Below are 24,674 nucleotides of genomic sequence, written 5' to 3'. Positions count from 1 at the left end.
TTCCGGCACTCCCGGCACTCCCGGCGTACCCGGCACTCCCGGGGGGTCCGGAACTTTCGGGGCGTCCGGCGTACCCGGCGTACCCGGCACTTCCGGTGCGTCCGGCGTAACCGGCACTCCCGGCAGGCCCCGGACGGACCGGTCCGAGGACGAGGTCCCGGAGCTGCTGGACCTCTCCGCCGAGGAACGGGTGCTGCGCGAGCTGCTGCACGGCGCCGTCTCCGGCATCCAGCCCGCGGCCGGCGGGCTGCCGCGGATCCGGCGGGCCGTGCCCCGCCGCCGGGCCGCCCGGCGCGGTGCCTGGACCGGGGCCGCCGCGCTCGCCTTCGTCGTCGCCATCGGCCTGCCCGTCCTGCACGAGGGCGAGCACCTCGGGCTCTCCGGCGGCCCCGGCTCGGCCGCGGCCAAAAGCCCGTCCGCGGTGTACCCCGGTGCCACCGGCACCGCGGGCGGCACCGGTGCGGCCCCGTCCGCGAACCCGAGCGGCACCGGCGACACCGCCCCGTCGTCCGGTACGGCCTCCGCCCCGCACTCGCCCGGCGGCGGGTCGCCGCACACCGACGGGGGCGTCGCGCCCTCCGGGACCTCCGGTGCCGGCGACGGCGGCATCGTCCCGCTCTGCAGCCGGACGGACCTCGGCGAGGGCCTCGCGCAGGTCGGCACGGCCGACGGCGACGGGCGGATCTACGGCTCGTTCACCGTCTACAACGTCTCCGGGCGCAGCTGCCGGCTCGGCGGGCCGGGCTCGGTGGCGGTCACCGCCGTCAGCGGGGGCGACCGCGGCCGCGTCCGCACCGCCGACCACGCCCCGGGCGACCCGGCCGGCGGCCTGCCCGCGATGAACGCCGAGCCGCCGGTGCTCGCGCCGCGGGCCGGGTACCGAGTGCCGTTCGCCTGGGTCCCCGACCAGGGCTGCACCAGCTCCGGCACCTCGAACGTCCAGGCGAACGGGGTCAACCAGGCGGCGCTGCGGGCCGGCGCCCCCGCGGCCGAGTCCGGCGCCCCGGCGACCGTCCCCACCAGTGAGGCCAGCGCCAACCCGCCGGCCTCCTCCTCCCCGTCGGCCGGCCCCAGCACGGCCCCCAGCCCGACCGCGACGCCCTCCGGCAACCCGACCACCGCGCCGCCCGCCGTGACCATCGCCCACACCCCCGCCCCCGGCAGCCCGGTGGCGGCCACGGCGACCCTGCCCGTCTCGTGCAGCGGGACCGTCTACCGCGGCGGTGTCCAGGGCCTGGGCGGTCCGGCGCCGCAGCCGTCGGGCACGCCGGCGGCGGGGTAGCGGCGGCGGGCAGCCGTGCGGCCGGTGGGTGGTCGGGCCGGGAACGCGGCCGCCGCGGCCGCCGTGTTCGGGGCCCGGGGGCCGGGCGGGTGTGAGGAGTGGTTACCGTGGGGGGTGTGTACCGCTTCCTCCTGACTCCGCGCTGGCTCGGCGGCACCGTCGTGGCCGTGGCGGCCGTGGCGGTGTGCCTGTGGCTGGGCTCCTGGCAGCTCGGCCGGTTCGAGGACCGGGTGTCCACCCACCAGGAGGCCAAGCAGGCCGTCACCGCTTCGGGTGATGCCCGGCCGATCGACGAGCTGCTCAACCAGGCGACCCCGCAGGTGAGCACCGAGACCGTCGGCAAGACCGTCTCGGTGACCGGCAGCTACGACACCGAGCACCAGCTCCTCGTCCCCAACCGGGTGGTGGACGGCAAGCAGGGCTACTACGTGCTCACCCCGCTGCGCACCGCCGACGGACACGCCGTCGCCGTGGTGCGTGGCTGGGCGGCCGGGGAGCCGGCCGCCGCCGGGCCGCCGGCCGCCGCCGGGCCGCCGCCGGCGGGGCAGGTGACGGTCACCGGGCGCCTCCAGGCCAACGAGTCGGTGGGCAGCAACGGTGCGGTGGCGGGCGGTCTGCCCGCCGGGCAGCTCGGCATGATCAACCGGGCGTCGCTGCTGAACGTGCTGGAGTACGACGGCTGGTACGACGGCTGGGTGGCCGCCGACGACGCGCCCGCCGGGCTGGCCTCCGTACCGACCGTGCAGCCGCAGGGCGGGGACGGTCTCACCCTGCGCGCGTTCCAGAACCTGGGCTACACCCTGGAGTGGTTCGTCTTCGGCGGCTTCGTGGTCTTCATGTGGTACCGCCTGATGCGCCGTGAGGCGGAGGCGGAGCAGGACCGGGCCCTCGGGCTGGACCCGGTCCTGGACTGAGCCGGGCCCGGTCCAGGGCCGGCGGCTCAGCGCTTGGTCGGCAGGGCCGGTGCCGGTGTCGGCTTGACCGCCGGCGGGGGCGGCGTCGGAGTCGGCGTCGGCGCCGGGGGCAGCGGCTGGACCGGGGACGGCGAGCCGGCGGGCGGCGGGGTCGGGTCGCCGTAGCAGTGGCCGCTGCCGCTGCCGCTGCCGTTGCGGTCGGCGGAGTCGTAGTGATCGATGTGGTGGTGCACGGTGCGGCCGGTCTTCGACCCCTTGGAGCCCTTCGAGCCCGAGGAGCCCTTCGAACCGCTGGACCCCTTCGACCCCTTCGCGAGGTCGACGGTGCCGTCGGTGCCGGCGGTCGGCTCGTACGCCGCCGGCCGGACCGCGGCGCCCGCGGCCGGCGCGCCCCCCGTGCCCGGGGCGCTCGCCTTGGTGGCCGTCGCCTGCGGCGTGGCGGCCGGCCCGGGAGGCACGGCCGGCGCCGAGGAGCTCATGGGCACCGCCGGCACCGCGGAGCCCGTGGGCACGACGGCCGTGGCGCTCGGCAGCGGCGGGCCGCTCGGCGGCGGGCAGGCGGCGGTGGTCCGCTGCGAGCCCGAGCAGCCGGTGAGCACCAGGGCCCCGGCCACCACCGCCCCCGCGAGTATCACCAGGCGTCTCACGCGGTCTCTCCGTCTCCGCCGCGCCCGGCCACGCCCAGGTGCCGGCGGACGAAGTCGATCTCCAGCCGCAGCTGCTTGATCCGCTCCTCCACCACCAGCGACCCGTGCCCGGCGTCGTACCGGTACACCTCGTGCGGCTTGCCGAGCTGCTCCAGCCGCTCGACGTAGTTGTCGATCTGCCGGATCGGGCAGCGCGGGTCGTTGACCCCGGCGCTGATGTGCACCGGCACCCGTACCTGCTCGACGTAGGTCAGCGGCGAGGAGGCGGTGAAACGCTCCGGGACCTCCTCCGGGGTGCCGCCGAAGAGCGTGCGGTCCAGCGACTTGAGCGCCTCCATCTCGTCGGCGTACGCGGTGTGGTAGTCCGCGACCGGCACGGCGGCGAGGCCGAGCGACCAGCTGTCGGGCTGGACGCCGAGGCCGAGCAGGGTCAGGTAGCCGCCCCAGCTGCCGCCGGTGAGCACCAGCCGGTCCGGATCGGCGAGCCCGCTGTCGACGGCCCAGGCGCGGACCGCCGCGATGTCCTCCAGCTCGATCAGGCCGACCCGCTCGTGCAGCGCGTCCGTCCAGGCCTGGCCGTAGCCGGTCGAGCCGCGGTAGTTGACCCGGACCACTGCGAAGCCGTGGTCCAGCCAGGCGGCCGGACCGGCGGCGAAGGAGTCGCTGTCGTGGTGGGTCGGGCCGCCGTGGATCTCGAACACGGTCGGGTACGGGCCCTCGGCCGGCGTCGACGGCCGCTGCACCAGGGCGTGCACCCGCCCGCCGGGCCCCTCCACCCAGACGTCCTCGACCGGCACCGAACCGGGCGGAACCGGCCCGGGCGCCCGCAGCACGACCGTCCCGGCGGTGGAGCGGACGGCGGAGGGCTCGGCCGCGGAGGACCACAGGTACTCGACGGTGCCGTCCGGACGGGCGGTGGCGCCGCCGACGGTGCCGCGCGGGGTGTCCAGGCGGGTCAGCCGGCCGTCGGCGAGCGTGTACGTGAACAGCTCGCTGCGCGCCTCGTACTCGTGCTCCACCAGCAGGGCGTCGGCGCCGGGGCGCCACTGCGCGGAGACGTCGCCGGGCAGCTCGCGGCCCTGCTCGTCGCGCAGCGGGAGGGCGGTCTCGGCGCCGGTGGCGACGTCCCAGATCATCGGCTCCCAGCGGCCGGTGCGCTGGTGGGCGACCAGCAGGCGGGTGTCACCGTCGACCGGGGCGAAGCCCAGGCAGGCGACGCCGCGCGGCTCGTCCCGTCCGGTGACCTCGTCCAGCTCGGCGACGGTCTCGACGCCGCCGTCGCCGGTGATGCGCACCACCCGGATCGCGGAGTGCATCGCGTCGCCGTGCTCGGTGTGGTCGATGGCGAGCAGCGTGCTGTCGTGGCTGAGGTCGCCGACGCCGCCGTACTCCTCGTGCCGGTAGATCTCGACCGGCCCGGGGGCACCGGGCCGGAGCAGGTGCAGGGTGGTGCCGTCCTCGTCGGTGGAGCGGCCGACGACCACGGTGCCGTCCCGGCCGAGCGCCAGGCCGGCCGAGTAGGAGGGGGCGAGGCCGGGCACGGCCTCCTCGTCGGGGCCGCCCGCGAACGGCTGGCGGCGCCAGACGCCGAACTCGTCGCCGTCGTGGTCGTCGAACCACCAGACCCACTGGCCGTCGGGCGACAGCTCGGCGTCGGTGGTGCCGTTCGGACGGTCGGTGACCCGGCGGTGGGCGCCGGTGGCGCGGTCCCAGGCGTAGACCTCGTAGGTGCCGGTCGCGTTGGACACATACAGCGCCCGGTCCGGGGCGTCCTCGGCCCAGTCGGGCAGCGACACCCGGGCCGCCCTGAACCGCTGCTCCCACGCCGGTACGGCGCTCTTCTCCTCGCTCATCCGACCATCCAACCCGATCGGGGGGAGGGAAGGGAACGGGTGGGTGGGCTTCGGGCCGGCTGCCCGTTCCGCCGGGGGTTTCGGGCGGGTTCCGGTGGGGAGCGGGCGGGGTTCCGGTGGGTTCCGGTGGGGTGCGGGCGGGGTTCGGGCGGGTTCCGGTGGGGCGCGGGCGGGGTTCGGGCGGGTTCCGGTGGGGCGCGGGCGGGGTTCCGGTGGGTTCCGGTGGGGTGCGGGCGGGCTTCGGGCGGGTTCCGGTGGGGCGCGGGCGGGTTCCGGTGGGGCGCGGGCGGGCTTCGGGCGGGTTCCGGTGGGGCGCGCGGGCGGGTTCCGGTGGGGCGAGGCGCCGGGGGCGCGGCCAGGGGCGTCCGCGAACGCCCGGTCCGGGCCCGGGGTTCTCCGGGTCCGGACCGGGCGGCGGGGCGTGCCGGTGGCCGTGCCCGGTAGTGCCCGGGCGCCCGGGTCACCCCTGGCGCGGCGCTCCGGGCGGGAGGAACCGGACCAGGCCCACGAGCACCAGCTCCAGCACCGCCAGGGCCAGGACGCTGCGCCCGAAGGCGGCGGTCGGGTCGTCGGCGCCGTAGTAGACCAGGCCGATCAGCGCGATCCCGAGCGCCCCGCCGACCTGCTGCACGGTGGACACCACCCCGGCCGCCGAGCCGGCCAGCCCGGGCTCGACACCGGCCAGGACCACCGAGGTCACCGGGGCGATCACCAGGCCCATGCCGAGGCCGTCCACGAACAGCCCGGGTGCCAGCCACCAGGCGCCGCCGCCCGGACCGCCGACCGGGGTGCCGTAGGCGGTCAGGGCCAGCAGGCCGAGGCCGAGGGCCATCAGCAGCCCGCCGACGGCGACGGTGCGGCGCTCGCCGAGGCGGGCGGTGACGCGGTGGGTGGTGTGGGAGGTGACCAGGTAGCCCAGGCCGATCGCGGTGAAGACCAGCCCGGCGCCGAGCGCGTCCAGGCCGCGGCCGAACTGGAGGTGCAGGGCGAGGACCAGGAAGAAGGAGCCCTGGCCGAGCCAGAAGGCGAGCTGGGCGAGCAGCCCGGCGCTGAAGGAGCGGCTGCGGAAGAGCCGGGTGTCGACGAGCGGGGTGGCGGAGCCGGGGGCGGAGGCGGTACGGGCGGGGGCGTTGGGGGCGGAGGCGTTGGGGGCGGGGGCGTTGGGGGCGGGGGCGGTGCGGGCGGGGGCGGAGGCGGTGCGGGCGGAGGCGTGGTGCTGGTGCACGGCGAAGACGGCCAGCAGGGCGAGCGAGGCGCCCAGGCAGAGCACGGTCCACAGCGGCCAGCCCAGCTGGGGCCCCTGGATCAGCGGCAGCACCAGGCCGGTCAGCGCGGCGGTGACCAGCAGCACGCCGACCGGGTCCAGACCCGGCCGCCGCGGCGCGCGGGACTCCGGGAGGCTGCGGCGGACCAGCAGCAGCGCGGCCAGGCCGATCGGCAGGTTGACCAGGAAGCAGCTGCGCCAGCCGAGGCCGAAGAGGTCGGCGCGGATCAGGAGCCCGCCGATCAGCTGGCCGAACACCGCGCCGACGCCCATGGTCAGCCCGTACCGGGCGAAGGCCCGGGCCTGGGCGGCGCCGCTGAACGCGGTCCGCAGGATCGCCAGCACCTGCGGGCCCATCAGCGCCGCCGACAGGCCCTGCGCCACCCGGGCGGCGACCAGCGCGGCCGCCGTGGGGGCGAGGCCGCACGCCGCGGAGGAGAGGGTGAAGAGGGCCAGGCCCAGCCCGAAGACCCGGCGGCGGCCGTACCGGTCGCCGAGGCGCCCGGCGGTGACCAGGCCGGCCGCGAGGGCCAGGCTGAAGCCGGCCATCACCCACTGGACGGCGGCCGGGCCGGCGCGGAGTTCGCCCTGGAGGGAGGGGAGGGCGACGTTGACGACGAAGATGTCGAGGGCGGTCATGAAGGTGGCGGTCAGCAGGACGGGCAGCAGCCCCTTGGGGGCCTTCGGCGCTGGTGCTGGTGCGGGCGCTGTCGTCGCTGTCGCCTCGGGTGCGGCCGGGGTGGGCCGTCGGCCGTTCAGGGCGGTGCTCATCTCGGGCTCTCCTCGGAGGGGTCGGTGGCCGGTGCCGGGGGCGGGGCGCCGCGGGGCCGCGGGGCCGCGGGTGGGGCCGCAGGTGGGAGCGCGGACGGGATGCGGGTGGGCCGCGGGTGGGAGCGCCCGCCCCTCGGCAGGGGCGGCGGCGGGCCGGGGGCTCAGGCGGCCGGGACGCGGTCGAGGAAGCCGTACACCGCGCCGATCCGGCCGTCCGGGGTGGCGGCCAGCACGTCGAACCCGATCACCACCGGCTCCGCGCCGGCCGGGCCGAGGTTCCAGGTGAAGCGGGCGACGTCGTGGTGGGCGTCCACCGGGCCGAGGGTGAACTCCAGCCCCGCGAACTGCGCCTGGGCGGCGCCGATCAGCGCGTCGATCGCCTCCCGGCCGACGACGGCGGCCAGCGGGTCGGTGTAGCGGCCGTCCTCGGCCCACACCTCGTCGACCAGCTTGCGGCGCGCCGCCGGGTCGGTCTCGTTCCACACCGCGAGGTAGCGCTCGGCGAGCTGCTGGAGGGCGCCGGTGGTGTGCTCGGTCATCGTCATCTCCCGTGTTCCGGTGGGTGTTTGGCCGGGCCGTTCCCGGTGCTCACCACGGTAGGGACGGGCGGCGGGCGGCGAATCCGTCACGTATCGGTACGGGGGTACGTAGCCTGCGCGGAGGTGTACCGGCACCGGCGCCGGCGGCGGGCCGGGGGCGGGCCGGGGGCGGTGGGCGCCGGGGTGCGGCCCGACTGGGTAGGGTCGGGGGATGCTGTACGGGAGGGAAGGCGAACAGGCCGCCGTGGACGGACTGTTGGACGGCGCGCGAGCCGGCCGCAGTGGCGTCCTGCTGCTCCGCGGCGAGGCCGGCATCGGCAAGACCGCGCTGCTGGACGATGCCGTGGCGCGGGCCGGGGAGGGGTTCCGGGTGATCCGGGCGGCCGGCGTCGAGTACGAGGCCGAGCTGCCGTACGCCGGGCTGAGCCTGCTGCTCGTGCCCGGTCTGGACCGGCTGGACGCCCTGCCGGGGCCGCAACGGCGGGCGCTGGAGGCGGCGTTCGGGCTCGCCGAGGACGGTCCTGCCGGGGGCGTTCGGGCCGGGGGTGGGCCCGCCGATGGTGGGGCCCCCGGGGCCCACGACCCGTCCGCGGTCGGAGGGCGGCGCGTCGACCGGCTGCTGGTCGGGCTCGCCACGCTCGGGCTGCTCGCCGAACTCGCCACCGAACGCCCGCTGTTGTGCGTCATGGACGACGTGCAGTGGCTGGACCGGGCCTCACTGGAGGCGCTGCTGCTGGCCGCCCGGCGGCTGCGGGCCGAACCGGTCGTCCTGTTGCTCGCCGCCCGCACCGGTGGCCCGTCCGGGGTCGGCGACGGCCCGGCGGAGCGCCCACTCGGCCTGCCCGAGCGGCAGGTGACCGGCCTGGCCGAGGCCGACGCCGCCCGGCTGCTGGCCCGACGGGTCGGCCCCGACCTGCCGTCCGCCGTCCGCGACCGGCTGCTCGCCGAGGCGGCCGGGAACCCCCTCGCGCTCACCGAACTCCCGGTCGCCGCCGGGCCGCAGCCGTCCGCGCCGGGCACCGGCCTGCCGCTCACCAGCCGGCTGCTGATCGCCTTCCACGGCCAGGTCACCGGCCTGCCCGCAGCCACCCAGACGCTGCTGCTGGTCGCCGCCACCGAGGAGGCCGGGGCCCTGGACACCGTCCTGGCCGCCGCGGCCGCCCTCGGGGCCGCCGCCGAACACCTCGCACCCGCCGAGGAGTCCGGCCTGGTGACGGTCACGGCCGACCGCCGGATCGCCTTCCGGCACCCGCTGCTGCGCTCCGCGATCCTCCAACGGGCCCCGCACCACCAGCGGACGGCGGCCCACCGGGCGGTCGCCCGGGCGCTGCCGGACGGCGACCGCCGCACCTGGCACCTCGCCCTCGCCGCCACCGGCCCCGACGCCGGCCTCGCCGACGCCCTGGAACGGACCGCCGTCCGCGCCGGGCGCCACGGCGGCCACGGCGGCGCCGCCGCGTACGAGCGCGCCGCCCGGCTCACCCCGGACCGCGACGGCGCCACCCGCCGGCTCGTCCTCGCCGCCGAAGCCGCCACGGAGGAAGGCGAGTTGGCGCGGGCCGAGGTGCTCGCCGACGAGGTGGCCGGCCGCACCGACGACGTCCTGGCGCACGCCCTGCTCGACCAGGTCCGGGCCACCGCGCACTTCTGGCGCGGCGCGTACCCGACCGCCCACCGGCTGCTGCTCGACGCCGCCGGCACCGCCATCGACCCGCCGTACGCCGCCCGGATGCTGCTCCAGGCCTTTCACGCCGCCTGGTACGCGGGGGAGGAGCCGGTGGCCGCCGTCCTGGACCGCCTGGCCGCCCTGCCGCTCGCCGCCGACGACCCCCTCGCCCCGGTCGCCCGCCATCTGCCCGCGGCCGTCCTGCCCGCCCTCGGCCGGCCCGCCGGGCCGCTGCCGCCCGTCCGGGAGGCCGCCGAGGCCGCCCGCCGGGCCGGGGCCGAGAGCCCGGTGGACCTGGTCCAGCTGTGCGGCGCCACCCTGGTCCTCGGACGCGACGAGGAGACCGCCGAGCTCGCCCACGAACTCGCCGCCGAGGCCCGCGCCAAGGGCACCGTCGGCGTGATGCCCACCCTGCAGTTCTTCCTGGCCGAGGCCGAACTCTTCCACGGCCGCCACCGCGACGCCGAACTCACCGCCACCGAGGGCCTCGACCTCGCCCGGGACACCGGCCAGCACCAGTGGGTCAGCCAACTCGCCGCGCTGCTCGCCCTCCTGGCCGCACTCGACGGCCGCGCCGACCGCTGCGCCGACCTCGCCGCGACGGCCCTCGCCACCACCGGCCCGCAGAGCGCCGCGCCCGCCGCCGGACTGCCCTGGGCCCAGTGGGCGCTCGCCCTGCTCGACCTCGGCCAGGGCCGTGCCGGCGCTGCCGTCGACCGGCTGCACACCCTCACCAGCGGCCCGCACCGCCACCACGTCAGCGCCACCCGCGCCGTGCCCGACCTGGTCGAGGCCGCCGTCCGCCTCGGCGCCCCGGACCGCGCCGCCGAGGCCTACGAACGCTTCGCCCGCTGGACGGCCGCCGCCGACCGCCCCTGGGCGGAGGCCCTGCGCCTGCGCTGCCAGGCCCTGCTCGGCCCCGACGAACTCGCCGAGGCCTCCTACCGCGCCGCCCTCGCCCACCACGAAACGGCCCACCGCCCCTTCGAACAGGCCCGCACCGCCCTGCTCTACGGCGAATGGCTGCGCCGCACCCGCCGCCGCACCGACGCCCGCCCCCACCTGCGCGCCGCCCTGGAGACCTTCGACCGCCTCGCCGCCCACCCCTGGGCCGACCGCGCCCGCACCGAACTCTCCGCCACCGGCACCCCGGCCCCCGCCCCGGCCACCCCCGCCGGCCCCCCGCAGACCCCCCTCACGCCCCAGGAGCTCCAGATCGCCCGCCTCGCCGCCCGGGGCCTCACCAACCGCGACATCGCCGCCCAGCTCTTCCTCAGCCCCCGCACCGTCGCCCACCACCTCTACAAGGCCTACCCCAAGCTCAACATCACCTCCCGCACCGACCTCCCCACCACCCTCTGACCCCACCCCGTAGCGCCCCGCGGGCAACCCGGCGGGCCGGTGCAGGGATTGGGCTCTGGCGTCGCACGGCCGCCCGCACACCGTCGGCCCACGGGCGCCCGGGTCGTCCCCACGGGCCCACCGCCGCGACACGGCGTCCGGCCGGGCGGGCCCGCCCGTCGCCTGAGACGAGGTCACCCGGTCCGGCGCATACAACGACAGAGGGCCTGCCGGACTTCTCCGGCAGGCCCTCTGTACTGGGTCGGGGTGGCGGGATTTGAACCCACGGCCTCTTCGTCCCGAACGAAGCGCGCTACCAAGCTGCGCCACACCCCGGTCTTGCGGTTTGTCGCTCCGTCTCCTTCGCGACGAGTAGAACTCTACCGGACGCTCGCCGAGACACGAAATCCGGTTTCGAGCGGGCGTCCGGTGGGGTCAGCGGGGGGCCGGGGTGAGGGTGAGGAGGGTGGCCTCGGGCGGGCAGGCGAAGCGGACGGGGGTGTAGCGGTTGGTGCCGCAGCCGGCCGAGACGTGGAGGTAGGAGCGGTGGCCGCCGGCGGTGTGGGTGGAGAGGCCCTTGACCCGGCGGGTGTCGATGTCGCAGTTGGTGACCAGCGCGCCGTAGAAGGGGATGCACAGCTGGCCGCCGTGGGTGTGGCCGGCCAGGATCAGCGGGTAGCGGTCGGCGGTGAAGGCGTCGAGGACGCGCAGGTAGGGCGCGTGGACGACGGCGAGGGAGAGGTCGGCGTCGGCGGACGGGCCGCCGGTGACCTCGCTGTAGCGGTCGCGGCGGATGTGCGGGTCGTCGAGGCCGGTGAACTCCAGGTCGAGCCCGTTCACGGTGAGCCGGCCGCGGGCGTTGGTGAGGTCGAGCCACCCGGCCGCGTCGAAGCCGTCGCGGAGCTTCTCCCACGGGTTGTGGACGGCGCCGGTGATGCCGCGGCGGGCGGTGCCGTCCGGGTTGTTCATGCCGTGGGCGCCGCTGCGCATGGCCTGGAGGTAGCGGGCCGGGTTCTTGCGGGCCGGGCCGTAGTAGTCGTTGGAGCCGAAGACGTAGACGCCCGGGAAGTCCATGAGGGGGCCGAGCGCGTCGAGGGTGGCGGGGACGCCGAGCGGGTCGGAGAGGTTGTCGCCGGTGTTGACCACCAGGTCGGGGCGCAGCCCGGCCAGGCTCTTCAGCCAGCGCTGCTTCTTGCCCTGCCCGCTCACCATGTGGATGTCGGACACCTGGAGGACCCGGATCGGGCGGGCGCCGCGCGGGAGGACGGGGACCTCGATCCGGCGGAGGCGGAAGGCCCGGACCTCGTACCCGACGGAGTAGGCGAGACAGGCGGCGCCGGTGGCGGCGATGCCGAGGGGAACGGAGTACAGCGGTCGCATCAGGCCATGCTCTCAGACGGTCGGTCAGCCCGCGCACGCCCGGAGCCGGCGGTGGCGCGGGCGGTCGGCGGGGCGTCCTCGGACTCCCTGCGGGCGCGCAGGGCACGGACCTTGTGGCGGTTGCCGCAGCGCTCCATCGAGCACCAGCGGCGCCGGCCGGGCCGGGAGGTGTCGACGAAGATCAGCTGGCAGTCGTGCGCGCCGCACTCCCGGATCCGGTCCGCGTGCGGGCCGGTGAGCAGGGCGATGGCGTCCCGGGCGAGGGTGGAGACCAGCTGGGCGCCGTCGGCGGGCAGCGGGGCGGCGGCGGTGCCGTCCGGGGCGATCCGGGGGACCAGCGGCGGGTGCTCGGCGGCCCGGTTGAGGACGGCGTGGTCCGCGGGCCCGCCCGGGACGCCGTGGGCGCGGGCGGCGGCCAGGCGCCACAGGGCGTCGCGCAGGGTGCGGGCGGCGGCGAGGTGGGCGGGGGTGATCCGCACCGCGTCGGCGGGCAGCCGCAGCCGGGACGGTGCCAGCCAGGCGGCGAGGTCCGCGGGCCGGTGCAGCACCTCGTACCGGGCGTACGGGCCGGGGCCGCCGGTGGTGAGCAGCTCCAGGCAGAGGGCGCCGGGGTCGAAGTGGAAGCGGCCGCCGGCGGGGGTGGTGAGGACCAGCCCGGGCGGGGCGGCGGGGGCGGGGCCTCCGGGAGCCGCGTCGTCTGCGTCGGTCATGCGGCCCAGGATAGGAGTAACCGGCTCAAGGGGTTACCGGATCAGGGTCCGCAGCGGTGCGCCCGCAGGCCCGGGGCGCCGCACCCCGGGCCGGCGCCCGGCTCAGGCCGGGATGGCGTTGACGTACTCCCGCATCATCCGGGGGACCCGGTACGCGTACTGGTGGCCGCGCTTCACCTGGACGACGGAGAAGTCGACCAGTTCGGCCAGTACGTCGAGGTTGCGGGAGGGCTCCCGGCCGCCGTCGACCGGCTCCCGCCGGACGTCGTCGATGGAGAACTCCTCGGGGAACCGCGCGAGCCGTCTGAGCGCCCGGCGCTGCCGTTCGTCGAGCAGCCCGTACGCCCAGGCGAGGCTGCGGTGCAGGGAGCGGTGGTGGGAGAGCCCCCCGACCTCCTCCTGGCCGAGGATCGGGAGCACCCGGCACTCGTCCACCAGGACGTGCAGGGGCACCGAGCGCATCCGTACGGCGGCGTTCTCGATCGCGAGCGCCAGGCCGCCGAGGCGTCGGCAGACCTCGACCACCTGCGGCATCTGGTCGCCGAGGTCGAGGGTCGGGACGACCGAGTGCACCCGCCGGCAGAACAGTTCGGCGGCGGGCGGGCAGCCGTACGGGCCGTCCGGGTGGTCGACCGACAGCGGCGAGACCTCCCACAGGTCGGCCGGGACGCCGGCGGGCGCCCGCAGCGAGGTGATCATGATGTGGAGCGCGGGGTGCCGGGCCAGCAGCGCCCTGACCTGCCGGGCCACCGTGTCGATGACGTGCTCGGCGTTGTCGACGACCAGCAGCATCCGCAGCTCGGGGTTGGTCCTCGGGTCGCGGTCGAGGCCCCGGAAGAGGCTGTCGAGCGCGCGCTGGGCCTCGGTCGCGGCGGCCGCCGGGTCGACGCCCTCGGGGGTGACCGAGCCGAGCTCCAGGACCACGACGCCGTCCCGGAAGCGGTCCAGCAGGTGGGCGGCCGCGTCCAGCGCCAGCCGGGTCTTGCCGACCCCGGCCGGACCGGTGAGCACCAGCGGACGGCCCGGCCGCAGCGCCGTCACGACGTGCAGCAGGTCGGCCTGGCGGCCGACGGTGCTGTCCGTCTTGGGCCGCAGGCCCTGCCACCGGGCGTTCTCCGGGAGCACGGTGACGCGCGTCGACGGCTCCGGGTCGGGGCGGGCGGGCAGCAGCCCGGCCGGCCCGCCCGCCCGGACGGCCCGGGAGAGCAGCGGGTCCTCCCGGCTGGTCGCCGCGGAGAACAGCGCCCCCACCAGGAGTTCCACCGAACTGCGCCGCGGGTTCTTGATGGCGCCGGTTTCCAGGTTGCGAATGGTGCGGACGCTGACGGTGGAGTGCTCGGCTAATTGCTCCTGGCTCCATCCGACCATCTTCCGTTGGGTCACCAACATCGAGCGAAGCTGATTGTTGTCCATTCCCCCGCGCTTCCTGCCGTCGTGAGCAGAATAAAAGTCAGAACTCGATGCACCGCCGTGCGGCGCCCATCACTCCGCCAGGCGGCGCGGCCGGCCGTCCGGCTGGAGCACGGGCGTGAGCGCCCGCACCGGGCAGCGGCCGCAAGGCGCCCGGGGTGCGAGGCGGCGGGGCCGCGAGGCGTCCGGGCGGCAGTGGGTCAGTGCTGTGGAATAATGAATCGAGGACTGATGACGGTTTACCGCAGCTGCTCGGAGCGACCTTCGGCGGTGATTCGATGGGGATTCGATGATGATTCGTCGGTGAGGTGCCGCCGTCTTCGGGCCGCTCCGGCGATGCGCGAACGAGTGTACTACGCGGAGTATTTTCGAAGAAGCAGTCGCAACGTTCGATTTGCCCCTCCGGTACCGGCAACTTCGCTCCGGATCCGGAAATTCTCGGCATTTCGACCGAGATTGTCCGGACGTTATCGGCCACGGTGGCCGAATCCCGCCGCCGGTTTCCCGGTCCGGGCCATCGACTGTTCACGGATTCGACATGGTGCACGGTCCGGGCTGCGGCCTGGAGCACGCTCCGGCCTCCGGTCCGGTCCGCTCCGGGGCCGCTCCGGGACCACCCCGGGGCCACCCCGGGGCCGCTCCGGGCCACCCCGGAACCCTGGCGCCGCCGCCGGCGCCGAGGCCGCGGGCACCCGGTGGCCGCGGTCCGTACGGCGGCCCGGGTGACAAGCGGCGAGGGTGGTCGGGAGTTCGGGAGATACTCGTTCAACTGCGGAAACCCCGGTGGACGCCGACGGGAAACCGGTTGAGCCCACCCACAGCCGAAGGATAAGAAGAGGAAATGACAACGCTCAAGGAGCAACTGCAAGAAGACCTCACGGCTGCCATCAGGGACCGCGACGAACTGCGCGCGTCCACCATCCGGCTGACGCTGTCCGCCGTCACCAGCGAGGAGGTGGCGGGCAAGCAGAAGCGCGAGCTGTCCGACGCCGACGTGCTCAAGGTGATCGGCCGCGAGGCGAAGAAGCGCCGGGAGGCGGCCGAGGCCTTCCAGACCGCTGGGCGGACGGAGCAGGCGGCCCGGGAGCTGGCCGAGGGCGAGGTGCTGGCGACGTACCTGCCCAAGCAGCTCTCCGACGAGGAGCTGGCCGCGATCGTGGCGGCCGCCGTGGCCGAGAGCGGCGCGAGCGGCCCGCAGGCGATGGGCGCCGTCATGAAGCTGGTGAAGCCCAAGGTCGACGGTCTGGCCGAGGGCGGCCGGGTCGCCGCCGCGGTGAAGGCGGCGCTGGCCTGACCCCGCTGTAGCGGCGGTGGAGGCCGCCCCGGCCCGACCCCGCCGCCGCCCTACCGCTGCCCCGCCGCTGCCCGTCGCCACCCCGCCGCCGGGCTCCGGCAGCACGCCGAAGGGGCGCCCTCCCGTACGGAGGGCGCCCCTTCGTCATCTGCTCCTCGGCCGCAGGCCCGCAGGCCCGCCGCCGATCCGCCGATCCCCAGGCCCGCCGAGGCCGACCCGCCGGGGCCGGTCAGCCGGAAGCCCGGTCAGCCGTTCCCGTTGCCGCCGCCGTGCCGGCCACCGTTCCCGTTCCCGTTCCCGGGGAAGGCCGGGAAGGTGAACCCGCCGGGCAGGCCGCCGGGCAGACCGCCCGGCTGGCCGCCACCGGGCTGACCGCCGGGCTGACCGCCGGGCTGACCGGCCGCGCCGCCCTGCTGCGGCGGCGGAGGGTTGCCCGCCGGCGGCTGGGCGTTCGGGTCGGCGGGCGGGGTGGCGCCCGGGGTGGGGGCGGCCGGCTGCGGGTCCGGGATGTTGGCGGTCTGGATGGGCTCCAGCGGCGAGCCCTTGAGCGCCTGGTTCATCGCCATCGCCCAGATCGGGCCGGGGCCGTCGGCGCCGAACACCTCGGGGAAGTACTTGCCGCCGATGGTGATGTTCTTCATCTTGACGCCGCCGGCCGGGCCGCCGAGCCAGACCGCGGTCGCCAGCGACGGGGTGTAACCGCTGAACCAGGCGGCCTTCTTCTCGTCGGTGGTCCCGGTCTTGCCGGCGATCTTGCGGCCGTCGTCCATGGTCAGCGCGGCCGCGGTGCCCTTCTCCGTCACGTTCAGCAGGACGGCGTTGAGCGAGTCCGCGGTCTGCTCGGAGAAGGCCTGGCTGCACTGGGACTGCGGGACGGGGACGTCCTTGCCGTCCACCGTGGTGATCTTGTTGATCGCGATCGGGGTGCAGTACTTGCCCCGGGCCGCGAAGGTCGCGTAGACGTTCGCCATGGTCAGCGGGGAGAGCTCCAGGGTGCCGAGGACCATCGAGGGCACCTCCTGGAAGGCGTCGCCCTTGGCGGACTGGGTGATCCCCAGCTTGTTCGCCATCTGCTTCATCGCGCAGAGGCCGACCTGCTGCTCCATCTGGACGAAGTAGGTGTTGACCGAGCGGGCCATGGCCTCCTTCAGCTGGTACGGCCCGACCTCGCTGTCCTGCTCGTTCTTCACCGTCTCCTTGGGCTTGACGGTGTTCTTCCAGGTGCCCGAGCAGGTGGACATCTGCGGGTACTCGATCTTGTTCTCGGACGGGAACGCCTGGGTGTTCGACATGCCCGACTCCAGCGCGGCCGCGGCCAGGATCGGCTTGAACGTCGAACCGGTCTGGAAGCCGTTGCCGCCGCCCATCGCGGCGTCCACGTTGAGGTTGACGACGGTCTGGTTCTTGTTCGGGTCCAGGCCGTACGGGCGGGTCTGGGCCATCGCCAGGATCTTGCCCGTGCCCGGCTCCATCATCGTCGCGGCGGCCGACACCTGGTCGGTCACGTTGACCTTCTTGGTGACGGCGTTCTGGGCGGCGGCCTGCTTGTCCGGGTCCAGCGTGGTGTAGATGTTCAGGCCGCCGGTGTTCCAGACCTTCTTGCGCTCGTCGGCGTTCTTGCCGAAGACCGGGTCCTGCTTGATCACGTGGCGGACGTAGTCGCAGAAGAAGCCCATGCCGGCCTGGGCGGTGATGCAGCCGTTCTGCGGGTCCTTGTACTTCAGCCCGAGCGGGGCGGCCTTGGCCTCCTGGGCCTGCTCGGGGGTGATGTGCTTGTTCTCGAGCATCTTGTCGATCACGACGTTGCGGCGCTTGACCGTGTTCTCGGGGTAGCGCACCGGGTCGTAGGACGACGGGTTCTGCACCATGCCGGCCAGGGTGGCGGCCTCGGCGATGGTCAGGTCCTTGTTGCTCTTGCTGAAGTAGCGCTGGGAGGCCGCCTCCACCCCGTAGGCCTGGTGGCCGTAGAAGGTGATGTTGAGGTAGTTGGTGAGGATCTGGTCCTTGGACAGGTCCTCCTCCAGCTTGATGGCGACCTTCAGCTCCTGGATCTTGCGGCCCAGGGTCTTGCGCTGGGCCTCCAGGACCGCCGCCTGGTCGTCCCCGGCCTTCTCCACGTTGACGTTCTTCACGTACTGCTGGGTCAGCGTGGAGGCGCCCTGGGAGGCGGTGCCGCTCTCGGCGTTCTTGCTGATCGCGCGCAGCACGCCCTTGAGGTCGACGGCGCCGTGCTCGTAGAAGCGGGCGTCCTCGATGTCGACCTGGGCGTGGCGCATGAACGGCGACATCTGGTCGGCGGTGATGACGGTGCGGTCGCGCTCGTAGACCTTGGCGATCAGGCCGCCCTTGGCGTCGAAGATCTGGGTGGCCTGGGTGAGCGGCGGGGTCTTGAAGTCGTCCGAGATGTTGTCGAAGCTCTCCGCCGTGTCCTTGGCGGTCAGCCCGATGGCGCCGACGGCGGGCAGCGCGAGGCCGGCCAGAAGGACTCCGGAGAGCACGCTGACGCCCAGGAACTTCACGCCGTTGCCGGCGTGTTCCATCGGTGATCCGCCGCTCCTGCCGCGCGGAGCTCCGGTGTTGCCTGGGGGCTGGGATGCCTGGGGGCGCTTCGGTGCCATGAGGAGAACCCTACGTCGCGGATTACCGCACACCGGGGCAGGTGTTCGCCTAGGCTTGTCACAAGCTTGCGACAGCTTCGGTGCGTCAACATCCATCACTCCTGTGGGCGACAAGACTTGCCCGGATTGCCCGTTGATGGCGGGGTTTTGAGGCAGCTGTGGCCTGCTGTACCCGTGTGGCCGGTTGCACTCCGTGATGACGCCTGCGGCGAGAGTGGGGGCCTGGCCTTTGGCAAGGCGCGCGACCTGCGATCACTCCAACGAGTGAGCTGATGGCCACCCATAGTCCGATTGGGTCATGCGAGATTGAGCCCGAAGGGGCTGTTGCAAGCTGTCGTTCTTCCGTAACGTCCTCAACTGGCAACGGTGAATATGCCGTTGCCGCCGTGGGGGAGCCTCGATACGGGAGAGGACGGCGCCGGCATGGGCTGGGTTGACGACTGGAGTGCGCAGGCCGCCTGTCGCACGAGTGATCCGGACGAACTGTTCGTCCAGGGGGCGGCGCAGAACCGCGCGAAGGCGGTGTGCAGCGGCTGCCCCGTCCGGACGGAGTGCCTCGCGGACGCCCTGGACAACCGGGTGGAGTTCGGGGTGTGGGGCGGGATGACGGAGCGCGAGCGCCGGGCGCTGCTGCGCCGCCGCCCGACGGTCATGTCGTGGCGGAGGCTGCTGGAGACGGCACGCACCGAGTACGAGGAGTCCCTCGCGACCGGAGTGATACTGACCGACTACGCCCAGGCGGGCTGAGCCCGGCCGCACCGCGCGGTCCGGGCCCGTCGGCCCCCAGGCCCTACGCCGCGCCGTTGAGCCGGTCCCCGACGGCCCGCAGTCCGGCCAGGTCGTGCACGTCCCCGGGCAGGGCCGGCACCTCCACGATCGGCACGTCCGGGTACACCGAGACGAAGCGGTCGCGGGTACGGCGCTCGCGCCCCAGGATCTGCATCCGCTCGGCGTGCAGCCGCAGCAGCCCCGCCGCGAGCAGCTCCGCCTCGGGCGAGGCGTGTTCCGAGCCGTTCTCCTCCAGGGCCTCGGCGGCCGCCAGCGCCCGCTCCGCGGTGAGCTGCGGTGCGCCCGTGCCGTGCACCCGGTTGAGCACCAGCCCCGCCAGCGGCATCCGGTCCGCGGCCAGCCGGTCCACGAAGTACGCCGCCTCGCGCAGCGCGTCCCGCTCCGGTGCCGCCACCACCAGGAACGCCGTGCCCGGCGCCTTGAGCAGCTGGTACGTGCGGTCCGCGCGCTCCCGGAAGCCGCCGAACATCGAGTCCATCGCGCTGACGAAGGTCTGCACGTCGGTGAGCAGCTGGGCGCCGAAGATCTTGCCCAGGGTGCCGGTCAGCAGCCCCACCCCGGCGTTGAGGAAGCGCATCGCGCTGCGCCCGCCGACCTTGGCCGGGGCGGTGAGGATCCGGATCACCCGGCCGTCCAGGAAGGACCCGAGCCGGTTGGGCGCGTCCAGGAAGTCCAGCGCCGAGCGGGACGGCGGGGTGTCCACGACGATCAGGTCCCACTCCTCGGCGGCGCGCAGCTGCCCGAGCTTCTCCATCGCCATGTACTCCTGGGTGCCCGCGAAGCCGGCCGACAGGGACTGGTAGAAGGGGTTCTCCATGATCGCCCTGGCCCGTTCGGGCTCGGCGTGGGCCAGCACGACCTCGTCGAAGGTCCGCTTCATGTCCAGCATCATGGCCTGGAGCTCCCCGGTGCCGTTCACCCCCTTGACCACCCGGGGGGTGTTGTCCAGCTCGGTCAGGCCCATCGACTGGGCGAGCCGGCGGGCCGGGTCGATGGTCAGCACCACGACCTTGCGGCCGCGCTCGGCCGCCCGCAGGCCGAGCGCCGCGGCGGTGGTGGTCTTGCCGACGCCGCCGGAGCCGCAGCAGACGATGATCCTGGTCTTCGGGTCGTCGATCAGCTCGTCCACCGCGAGCCGCCGTCCGGTGCTCCGCACCCCGTTCGAGGTCATGCCGCCCCCTGCCGCTTCAGTTCGCCCGCCAGCCGGTACAGCCCGCCGAGGTCCACGCCCTCGCCGAGCAGCGGCAGTTCGTACGTCGGGAGCCGCAGCTGCTGGACGTCGGCGCGCTGGGCGCGTTCCAGCTCGACCCGCTCGGCGTGCTCCCTGGCCTGCTCCAGCAGCGGGTCGAGCAGCGGCTCCACCGCGGCCCGGACCTTCTCCCCGGTGCGGCTGCGGCCGCCGAGCCCGGCCTCCCCGAGCGCCAGGGCGACCTCCTCGCGGTGGTCCCCGTCCACCGCGGCCACCGCCGCCGCGTCCAGCACCGGCGGCCGGACCATGTTGACCATCACCCCGCCCACCGGGAGCCGCGCCTCGCGCAGCTCCCCGATGCCGTCGACCGTCTCCTGCACCGGCATCTCCTCCAGCAGGGTGACCAGGTGCACCGCGGTCTCCGGCGACTTCAGCACCCGCATCACGGCCTGCGCCTGGGTGTGTATCGGGCCGATCCGGGCCAGCCCGGCGACCTCGGCGTTGACGTTCAGGAAGCGGGTCAGCCGCCCGGTCGGCGGGGCGTCCATCACCACCGCGTCGTAGCGCCGCCGCCCGTCCTGGTCCTTGCGCCTGGTCGCCTCGCAGGCCTTGCCGGTGAGCAGGACGTCCCGCACGCCGGGCGCGATGGTGGTGGCGAAGTCGACGAAGCCGACCTTCTGGAGCGCCTTCCCGGCCCGGCCGAGCTTGTAGAACATCTCCAGGTACTCCAGGAGCGCCAGCTCGGTGTCGATCGCCAGCGCGAAGACCTCGCCGGGCCCGCCCGGGCCGGGCGGCAGTCCCAGCTGGGCGCGGGAGACCGAGGCGATCCGGCGCTCCTCGTAGGGGAGCGCGGCGATCCCGAACAGCTCGGCGATGCCCTGCCGGCCCTCGACCTCGATCAGCAGCACCCGCCCGCCGTCGGCGGCGAGCGCCAGGGCCAGCGCCGCGGCCAGCGTGGTCTTCCCGGTGCCGCCCTTGCCGCTGACCACGTGCAGCCGGACGCCCTCCCAGTCGGGGTCGCGCCGGGCCGCCTGGCCGGGGGTGCGTGCCACGCTCCGTCTCCGTCCGTCTCCGTCCTACGGGCGTCCCCTCCTGACGAGGGTGCCCCTCACCAGGGTGCCCTCCCGCGAGCGTAACCAGGGAGCGCACCGGATGCCCGGAGCACCTGGGCCGTCAGGCCCGATCATGCCCTCTTTGTGCCCCACCTCACACGCCTCGCGGCGGGCGGCGCGGATCGCCGCGGCGGCTCGTCTAGAGTCTGGCCATGACCAAGTGGGAATACATGACGGCGCCCCTGCTCGTGCACGCCACCAAGCAGATCCTGGACAACTTCGGCGAGGACGGCTGGGAGCTCGTCCAGGTCGTGCCCGGCCCGAACCCGGAGCAGCTGGTGGCCTACTTCAAGCGGGAGAAGAACGCATGAGCAGGGTCGAGGAGAAGCTCGCCGAGCTGGGCCTGACCCTGCCGCCGGTGGCCGCCCCGGTCGCCGCCTACGTGCCGGCCGTGCACTCCGGCGACCTCGTCTTCACCTCCGGCCAGCTCCCGGTGGTCGACGGCAAGCTGCCGACCACCGGGAAGGTCGGCGCCGAGGTCTCCCCGGAGGAGGCCAAGGACCTCGCGCAGATCTGCGCGCTGAACGCGCTGGCCGCCGTGAAGTCGGTGATCGGTGACCTCGACCGGATCGAGCGGGTCGTCAAGGTCGTCGGCTTCGTCGCCGCCGCCCCCGACTTCATCGGTGTCCCGGCCGTGGTCAACGGCGCCAGCGAGCTGCTCGGCCGGGTGCTGGGCGACGCCGGCGTGCACGCCCGCAGCGCCGTCGGCGTCGCGGTGCTGCCGCTGGACGCGCCCGTCGAGGTCGAGCTCGTGGTGCGCGTCGAGGCCGCCTGAGCCTGTCGTGGGAGGCGGGGCCGGGACCGTCCGGCCCCGCCTCCGTGCTGCCGGGGCGGGCCCGGCCGACCGGGGAGCCTGGCGGGAATCGCCGGGCACGCCCTAGCATCCGGGCATGGACCATCGAGCGACGACGCTCCCGATGCCGCCCGGTTGGCCCGCCCGGATCCGGGCGGTCGCATCCGGCGCGGTGACCCCGCCGGTGCCCAGGGCCGCCGCGACCGTCGTGCTGCTGCGCGACGCCGCCGGGGGGCCGGAGGCCTACCTGCTGCGCCGGCGCACCTCCATGGCCTTCGCGGCCGGGATGTACGCCTACCCGGGCGGCGGGGTGGACCCCAGGGACGCCGAGGTCGAGCCGGGCTGGGCCGGGCCGGCGCCCGAGGAGTGGGCGCGGCGGCTCGGCGTGGACGCCGGCACCGCCCGGGCGGTGGTCTGCGCGGCCGTCCGCGAGACCTTCGAGGAGGCCGGCGTGCTGCTGGCCGGCCCGGACGCCGACAGCGTGGCGGCGCCCCGCGACTGGTCCGCCGAGCGGGCCGCGCTGGAGGCGCACCGGCTGTCCTTCGCGGAGTTCCTCCGCGACCACGGACTGGTGCTGCGCAGCGACCTGCTGGGCGGCTGGGCCCGCTGGATCACCCCGGAGTTCGAGGAACGGCGCTACGACACCTGGTTCTTCGTCGCCGCGCTGCCGGCCGGCCAGCGCGCCGCCCTGGAGGTCGGCGAGGCCGACCGGGTCGCCTGGCTGGCCCCGGCCGAGGCGGTACGGGGGCACCGGGAGGGCCGCTTCGGGATGCTGCCGCCGACCGTGACGGTGCTGCGCGAGCTGTCCTCGGTGCGCACCGCCGCCGAGGCCCTGGCGGCGGCCGCGGACCGCCCGCTGACGCCGGTGCTGGGCCGGGCCGAGGTCCGCGGCGACCGCCTGACGGTCCGCTGGCCCGGCTACGAGGAGCTGACCATCGACGGGGAGTTCCCCGCGGGGGCCTGACCGTTCACCGAGCGGCCCCGCGGCCCCGTACCGACGCAGAGAGAGGACCGACGCCCGATGACCCACGACGACGTGGCGCGCCGGACGGCACCCGAGTTGCCCGCCCGCCGCCTGACGCCCCGTGAGCCCGCCTGCGCCGGCCAGGCCCCGTACGAGGAGGCGGCCCCGCGCGCCCTCGTCCGGGCGCTGCCGACGCGGGCCCTGCACCGGGACACCGGAGGCGGCCGGTGAGCGGGCTCCTGCCGGGCGACCCCGCCGCCGTCGTCGGCGGCGAGGCCACCCCTCGGGCGCTGTGCGTGCTGGCCCCGAACCCGTCGCCGATGACGCTGGACGGCACCAACACCTGGCTGCTCTCCGAGCCGGGCTCGGACCTCGCGGTGGTGGTCGACCCGGGGCCGCTGCACGAGGGCCACCTGCGCCGGGTGGTCGACCTCGCGCGGGAGCGGGGCAAGCGGATCGCGCTGACCCTGCTCACCCACGGCCACGCCGACCACTCCGAGGGCGCGGCCCGCTTCGCCGAGCTGACCGGCACCGAGGTACGGGCGCTGGACCCGGCGCACCGGCTGGGCTCGGAGGGTCTGGTGGGCGGCCAGCGCCTGGACGTCGGCGGCCTGGACCTGCGGGTGGTGGCCACCCCGGGGCACACCTCGGACTCGCTGACCTTCCACCTGCCGGACGACGGCGCGGTGCTCACCGGGGACACCGTGCTCGGCCGCGGCACCACGATGGTCGCGCACCCCGACGGGCGGCTCGGCGACTACCTGGCCTCGCTGCGCCGGCTGCACGCGATGGCCTCCCACCAGGGCGTGCGGACCGTGCTGCCGGGCCACGGCCCGGTGCTCGCGGACGCGCTCGGCGCCGTCGACTACTACCTGGCCCACCGGGCCGCCCGGCTCGCCCAGGTGGAGACGGCGGTCGAGGCGGGCTGCCGGACGGCGCCCCAGGTGGTGGCCCGGGTGTACGCCGACGTGGACCGGGCGCTGTGGCCGGCCGCCGAGCTGTCGGTGCGGGCCCAGCTGGAGTACCTGGAGGGCCACGGGCTGATCCCCGGGTCCGACTGATCCGGCGAACGCGCAGGGGCCCGTCCGGATCGGACGGGCCCCTGCGCGTTCGCGGGCGTCAGCGCGATCGGCGCGACAGCCGCTCGACGTCCAGCAGGACCACCGCGCGGGCCTCCAGCTTCAGCCAGCCGCGGCCGGCGAAGTCGGCGAGCGCCTTGTTGACCGTCTCGCGGGAGGCGCCGACCAGCTGGGCCAGCTCCTCCTGGGTGAGGTCGTGGGCGACGTGGATGCCCTCCTCGGACTGCACGCCGAACCGGCGGGAGAGGTCCAGCAGCGCCTTGGCGACGCGGCCGGGCACGTCGGAGAAGACCAGGTCGGACATCACGTCGTTGGTGCGGCGCAGACGGCGGGCGATGGCCCTCAGCAGCGCGATGGAGACCTCGGGGCGGGCGTGCAGCCAGGGCTGGAGGTCGCCGTGGCCGAGGCCCAGCAGCTTGACCTCGGTCAGCGCGCTGGCGGTGGCGGTGCGCGGGCCCGGGTCGAACAGCGACAGCTCGCCGATCATCTCGCTGGGGCCGAGCACGGCCAGCATGTTCTCGCGGCCGTCCGGCGAGGCACGGTGCAGCTTGACCTTGCCCTCGGCGACGACGTACAGCCGGTCGCCCGGGTCGCCCTCGTGGAACAGCGACTCCCCACGGGCGAGGGTGACCTCGGTCATGGAAGCGCGCAGCTCGCCGGCCTGTTCGTCGTCGAGTGCCGCGAAGAGTGCGGCGCGCCGCAGAACGTCGTCCACGTGCTTCCTCCTTCTCGGCCGAACGGCTGGTGGGCCGTCCGGCGCAAGTTCCGTTCAGTGTCCTGCGTCACCAAGCATGGCGCATGTCGCTCCGATCATATGAGGAGGGGGTGTGCCGAGGGGTGCCGTGCGGGGCCATTCGTACCGGCGGGCCACCGGCCGGGGCCGGTGGTGGAAGCCCTCCGGGACCGGTCCGGCGAACGCCCGTCCGCCCTGCCCGAACAGGGATTCGTCGGCGTGGCGGCGGCGGTGGCGTGGCGGTGCGGGGCCGGCGCCGCGGCGGACGGCGGGGGGCCCGGGATGTAAGCGGTGACCTCGATCCCGCTGGTGAGGCGCACACGGGC

General features: G+C 75.3%; 21 protein-coding genes and 1 tRNA gene. 10 read left to right on the top strand and 12 right to left on the bottom strand.

The window, feature by feature from the left end; all coding sequences use genetic code 11:
* The first annotated feature begins 190 nt into the window (after positions 1-190).
* Complete coding sequence (locus ACH5AR_RS32305; RefSeq protein WP_396305084.1) at positions 191-1,282, top strand: hypothetical protein; 1,092 nt, start codon at positions 191-193, stop codon at positions 1,280-1,282.
* A gap of 116 nt (positions 1,283-1,398) precedes the next feature.
* On the top strand, positions 1,399-2,196 hold the full coding sequence (locus ACH5AR_RS32300) for an SURF1 family protein (protein ID WP_396305083.1): 798 nt from the start codon (positions 1,399-1,401) through the stop codon (positions 2,194-2,196).
* Between the two features lie 26 nt (positions 2,197-2,222).
* On the opposite strand, the gene ACH5AR_RS32295 is transcribed toward ACH5AR_RS32300, so the two are convergent.
* From ACH5AR_RS32295 to ACH5AR_RS32280, 4 genes are all read right to left on the bottom strand, one after another.
* Positions 2,223-2,843: a hypothetical protein gene (locus ACH5AR_RS32295; protein ID WP_396305082.1), complete on the bottom strand. Its 621-nt coding sequence runs from the start codon at positions 2,841-2,843 to the stop codon at positions 2,223-2,225.
* Positions 2,840-4,696, bottom strand: coding sequence for a S9 family peptidase (locus ACH5AR_RS32290; RefSeq protein ID WP_396305081.1), 1,857 nt, complete (start codon positions 4,694-4,696; stop codon positions 2,840-2,842). Before ACH5AR_RS32290 ends, ACH5AR_RS32295 begins: the two co-directional genes overlap by 4 nt.
* A gap of 460 nt (positions 4,697-5,156) precedes the next feature.
* The gene (locus ACH5AR_RS32285) at positions 5,157-6,731 is read right to left on the bottom strand and encodes an MFS transporter (protein WP_396305080.1); all 1,575 of its coding nucleotides are present in this window, start codon (positions 6,729-6,731) and stop codon (positions 5,157-5,159) included.
* Positions 6,732-6,892: 161 nt separating this feature from the next.
* Positions 6,893-7,270, bottom strand: a complete 378-nt coding sequence (locus ACH5AR_RS32280) for a nuclear transport factor 2 family protein (RefSeq protein ID WP_396305079.1) — start codon at positions 7,268-7,270, stop codon at positions 6,893-6,895.
* Between the two features lie 211 nt (positions 7,271-7,481).
* On the opposite strand from ACH5AR_RS32280, the gene ACH5AR_RS32275 reads away from it, so the two are divergent.
* The gene (locus ACH5AR_RS32275) at positions 7,482-10,298 is read left to right on the top strand and encodes an AAA family ATPase (RefSeq protein ID WP_396305078.1); all 2,817 of its coding nucleotides are present in this window, start codon (positions 7,482-7,484) and stop codon (positions 10,296-10,298) included.
* A 241-nt stretch (positions 10,299-10,539) separates the two neighbouring features.
* On the opposite strand, the gene ACH5AR_RS32270 is transcribed toward ACH5AR_RS32275, so the two are convergent.
* The 4 genes from ACH5AR_RS32270 to ACH5AR_RS32255 form a co-directional block, all read right to left on the bottom strand.
* Positions 10,540-10,613, bottom strand: a tRNA-Pro gene (locus ACH5AR_RS32270).
* Positions 10,614-10,712: 99 nt separating this feature from the next.
* Positions 10,713-11,657 (bottom strand): metallophosphoesterase, encoded by a 945-nt coding sequence (locus tag ACH5AR_RS32265; RefSeq protein WP_396305077.1) that lies wholly within the window; start codon positions 11,655-11,657, stop codon positions 10,713-10,715.
* Positions 11,657-12,367 carry a CGNR zinc finger domain-containing protein gene (locus ACH5AR_RS32260; protein ID WP_396305076.1) on the bottom strand — a complete coding sequence of 237 codons (711 nt, stop codon included), beginning with the start codon at positions 12,365-12,367 and terminating at the stop codon, positions 11,657-11,659. Before ACH5AR_RS32260 ends, ACH5AR_RS32265 begins: the two co-directional genes overlap by 1 nt.
* Before the next feature lie 102 nt (positions 12,368-12,469).
* A complete protein-coding gene (locus ACH5AR_RS32255) occupies positions 12,470-13,780 on the bottom strand; it encodes a helix-turn-helix domain-containing protein (protein ID WP_396305075.1) in 1,311 nt (436 codons plus the stop codon).
* Between the two features lie 838 nt (positions 13,781-14,618).
* Here ACH5AR_RS32255 and ACH5AR_RS32250 point away from each other — a divergent pair.
* Positions 14,619-15,071 (top strand): GatB/YqeY domain-containing protein, encoded by a 453-nt coding sequence (locus tag ACH5AR_RS32250; RefSeq protein WP_396305074.1) that lies wholly within the window; start codon positions 14,619-14,621, stop codon positions 15,069-15,071.
* 245 nt (positions 15,072-15,316) lie between these two features.
* On the opposite strand, the gene ACH5AR_RS32245 is transcribed toward ACH5AR_RS32250, so the two are convergent.
* Entirely contained in the window at positions 15,317-17,611 is a 2,295-nt protein-coding gene (locus ACH5AR_RS32245; protein WP_396305073.1) for a transglycosylase domain-containing protein, read from the bottom strand.
* 501 nt (positions 17,612-18,112) lie between these two features.
* Between ACH5AR_RS32245 and ACH5AR_RS32240 the strand changes: the two genes are divergently transcribed.
* On the top strand, positions 18,113-18,436 hold the full coding sequence (locus ACH5AR_RS32240; RefSeq protein ID WP_033333275.1) for a WhiB family transcriptional regulator: 324 nt from the start codon (positions 18,113-18,115) through the stop codon (positions 18,434-18,436).
* Positions 18,437-18,479: 43 nt separating this feature from the next.
* On the opposite strand, the gene ACH5AR_RS32235 is transcribed toward ACH5AR_RS32240, so the two are convergent.
* Positions 18,480-19,649 carry an ArsA family ATPase gene (locus ACH5AR_RS32235; RefSeq protein ID WP_396305072.1) on the bottom strand — a complete coding sequence of 390 codons (1,170 nt, stop codon included), beginning with the start codon at positions 19,647-19,649 and terminating at the stop codon, positions 18,480-18,482.
* A complete protein-coding gene (locus ACH5AR_RS32230) occupies positions 19,646-20,719 on the bottom strand; it encodes an ArsA-related P-loop ATPase (protein ID WP_396305071.1) in 1,074 nt (357 codons plus the stop codon). Before ACH5AR_RS32230 ends, ACH5AR_RS32235 begins: the two co-directional genes overlap by 4 nt.
* Before the next feature lie 212 nt (positions 20,720-20,931).
* On the opposite strand from ACH5AR_RS32230, the gene ACH5AR_RS32225 reads away from it, so the two are divergent.
* The 5 genes from ACH5AR_RS32225 to ACH5AR_RS32205 all read left to right on the top strand — a co-directional run bounded on the left by ACH5AR_RS32225 (position 20,932) and on the right by ACH5AR_RS32205 (position 23,597).
* A complete protein-coding gene (locus ACH5AR_RS32225; protein ID WP_094743074.1) occupies positions 20,932-21,090 on the top strand; it encodes a DUF4177 domain-containing protein in 159 nt (52 codons plus the stop codon).
* Entirely contained in the window at positions 21,087-21,554 is a 468-nt protein-coding gene (locus ACH5AR_RS32220) for a RidA family protein (protein ID WP_396305070.1), read from the top strand. The genes ACH5AR_RS32225 and ACH5AR_RS32220 overlap by 4 nt, the downstream gene beginning before the upstream one ends.
* Positions 21,555-21,669: 115 nt before the next feature.
* Complete coding sequence (locus ACH5AR_RS32215; RefSeq protein ID WP_396305069.1) at positions 21,670-22,536, top strand: NUDIX hydrolase; 867 nt, start codon at positions 21,670-21,672, stop codon at positions 22,534-22,536.
* Between the two features lie 57 nt (positions 22,537-22,593).
* On the top strand, positions 22,594-22,767 hold the full coding sequence (locus ACH5AR_RS32210; protein WP_396305068.1) for a hypothetical protein: 174 nt from the start codon (positions 22,594-22,596) through the stop codon (positions 22,765-22,767).
* Positions 22,764-23,597, top strand: coding sequence for an MBL fold metallo-hydrolase (locus ACH5AR_RS32205; protein ID WP_396305067.1), 834 nt, complete (start codon positions 22,764-22,766; stop codon positions 23,595-23,597). The genes ACH5AR_RS32210 and ACH5AR_RS32205 overlap by 4 nt, the downstream gene beginning before the upstream one ends.
* A gap of 58 nt (positions 23,598-23,655) precedes the next feature.
* Here the strand turns inward: ACH5AR_RS32205 and ACH5AR_RS32200 are convergent, their stop codons facing one another.
* Positions 23,656-24,330: a Crp/Fnr family transcriptional regulator gene (locus ACH5AR_RS32200; RefSeq protein ID WP_030288117.1), complete on the bottom strand. Its 675-nt coding sequence runs from the start codon at positions 24,328-24,330 to the stop codon at positions 23,656-23,658.
* Between the last annotated feature and the right edge of the window lie 344 nt (positions 24,331-24,674).

Origin of the sequence: Kitasatospora sp. NPDC018619, assembly GCF_044391605.1 — a bacterium.
GTDB lineage: Bacteria > Actinomycetota > Actinomycetes > Streptomycetales > Streptomycetaceae > Kitasatospora.
Note: the sequence above shows the minus strand (reverse complement) of the source record. Positions and strands in the feature narration are given on the sequence as shown.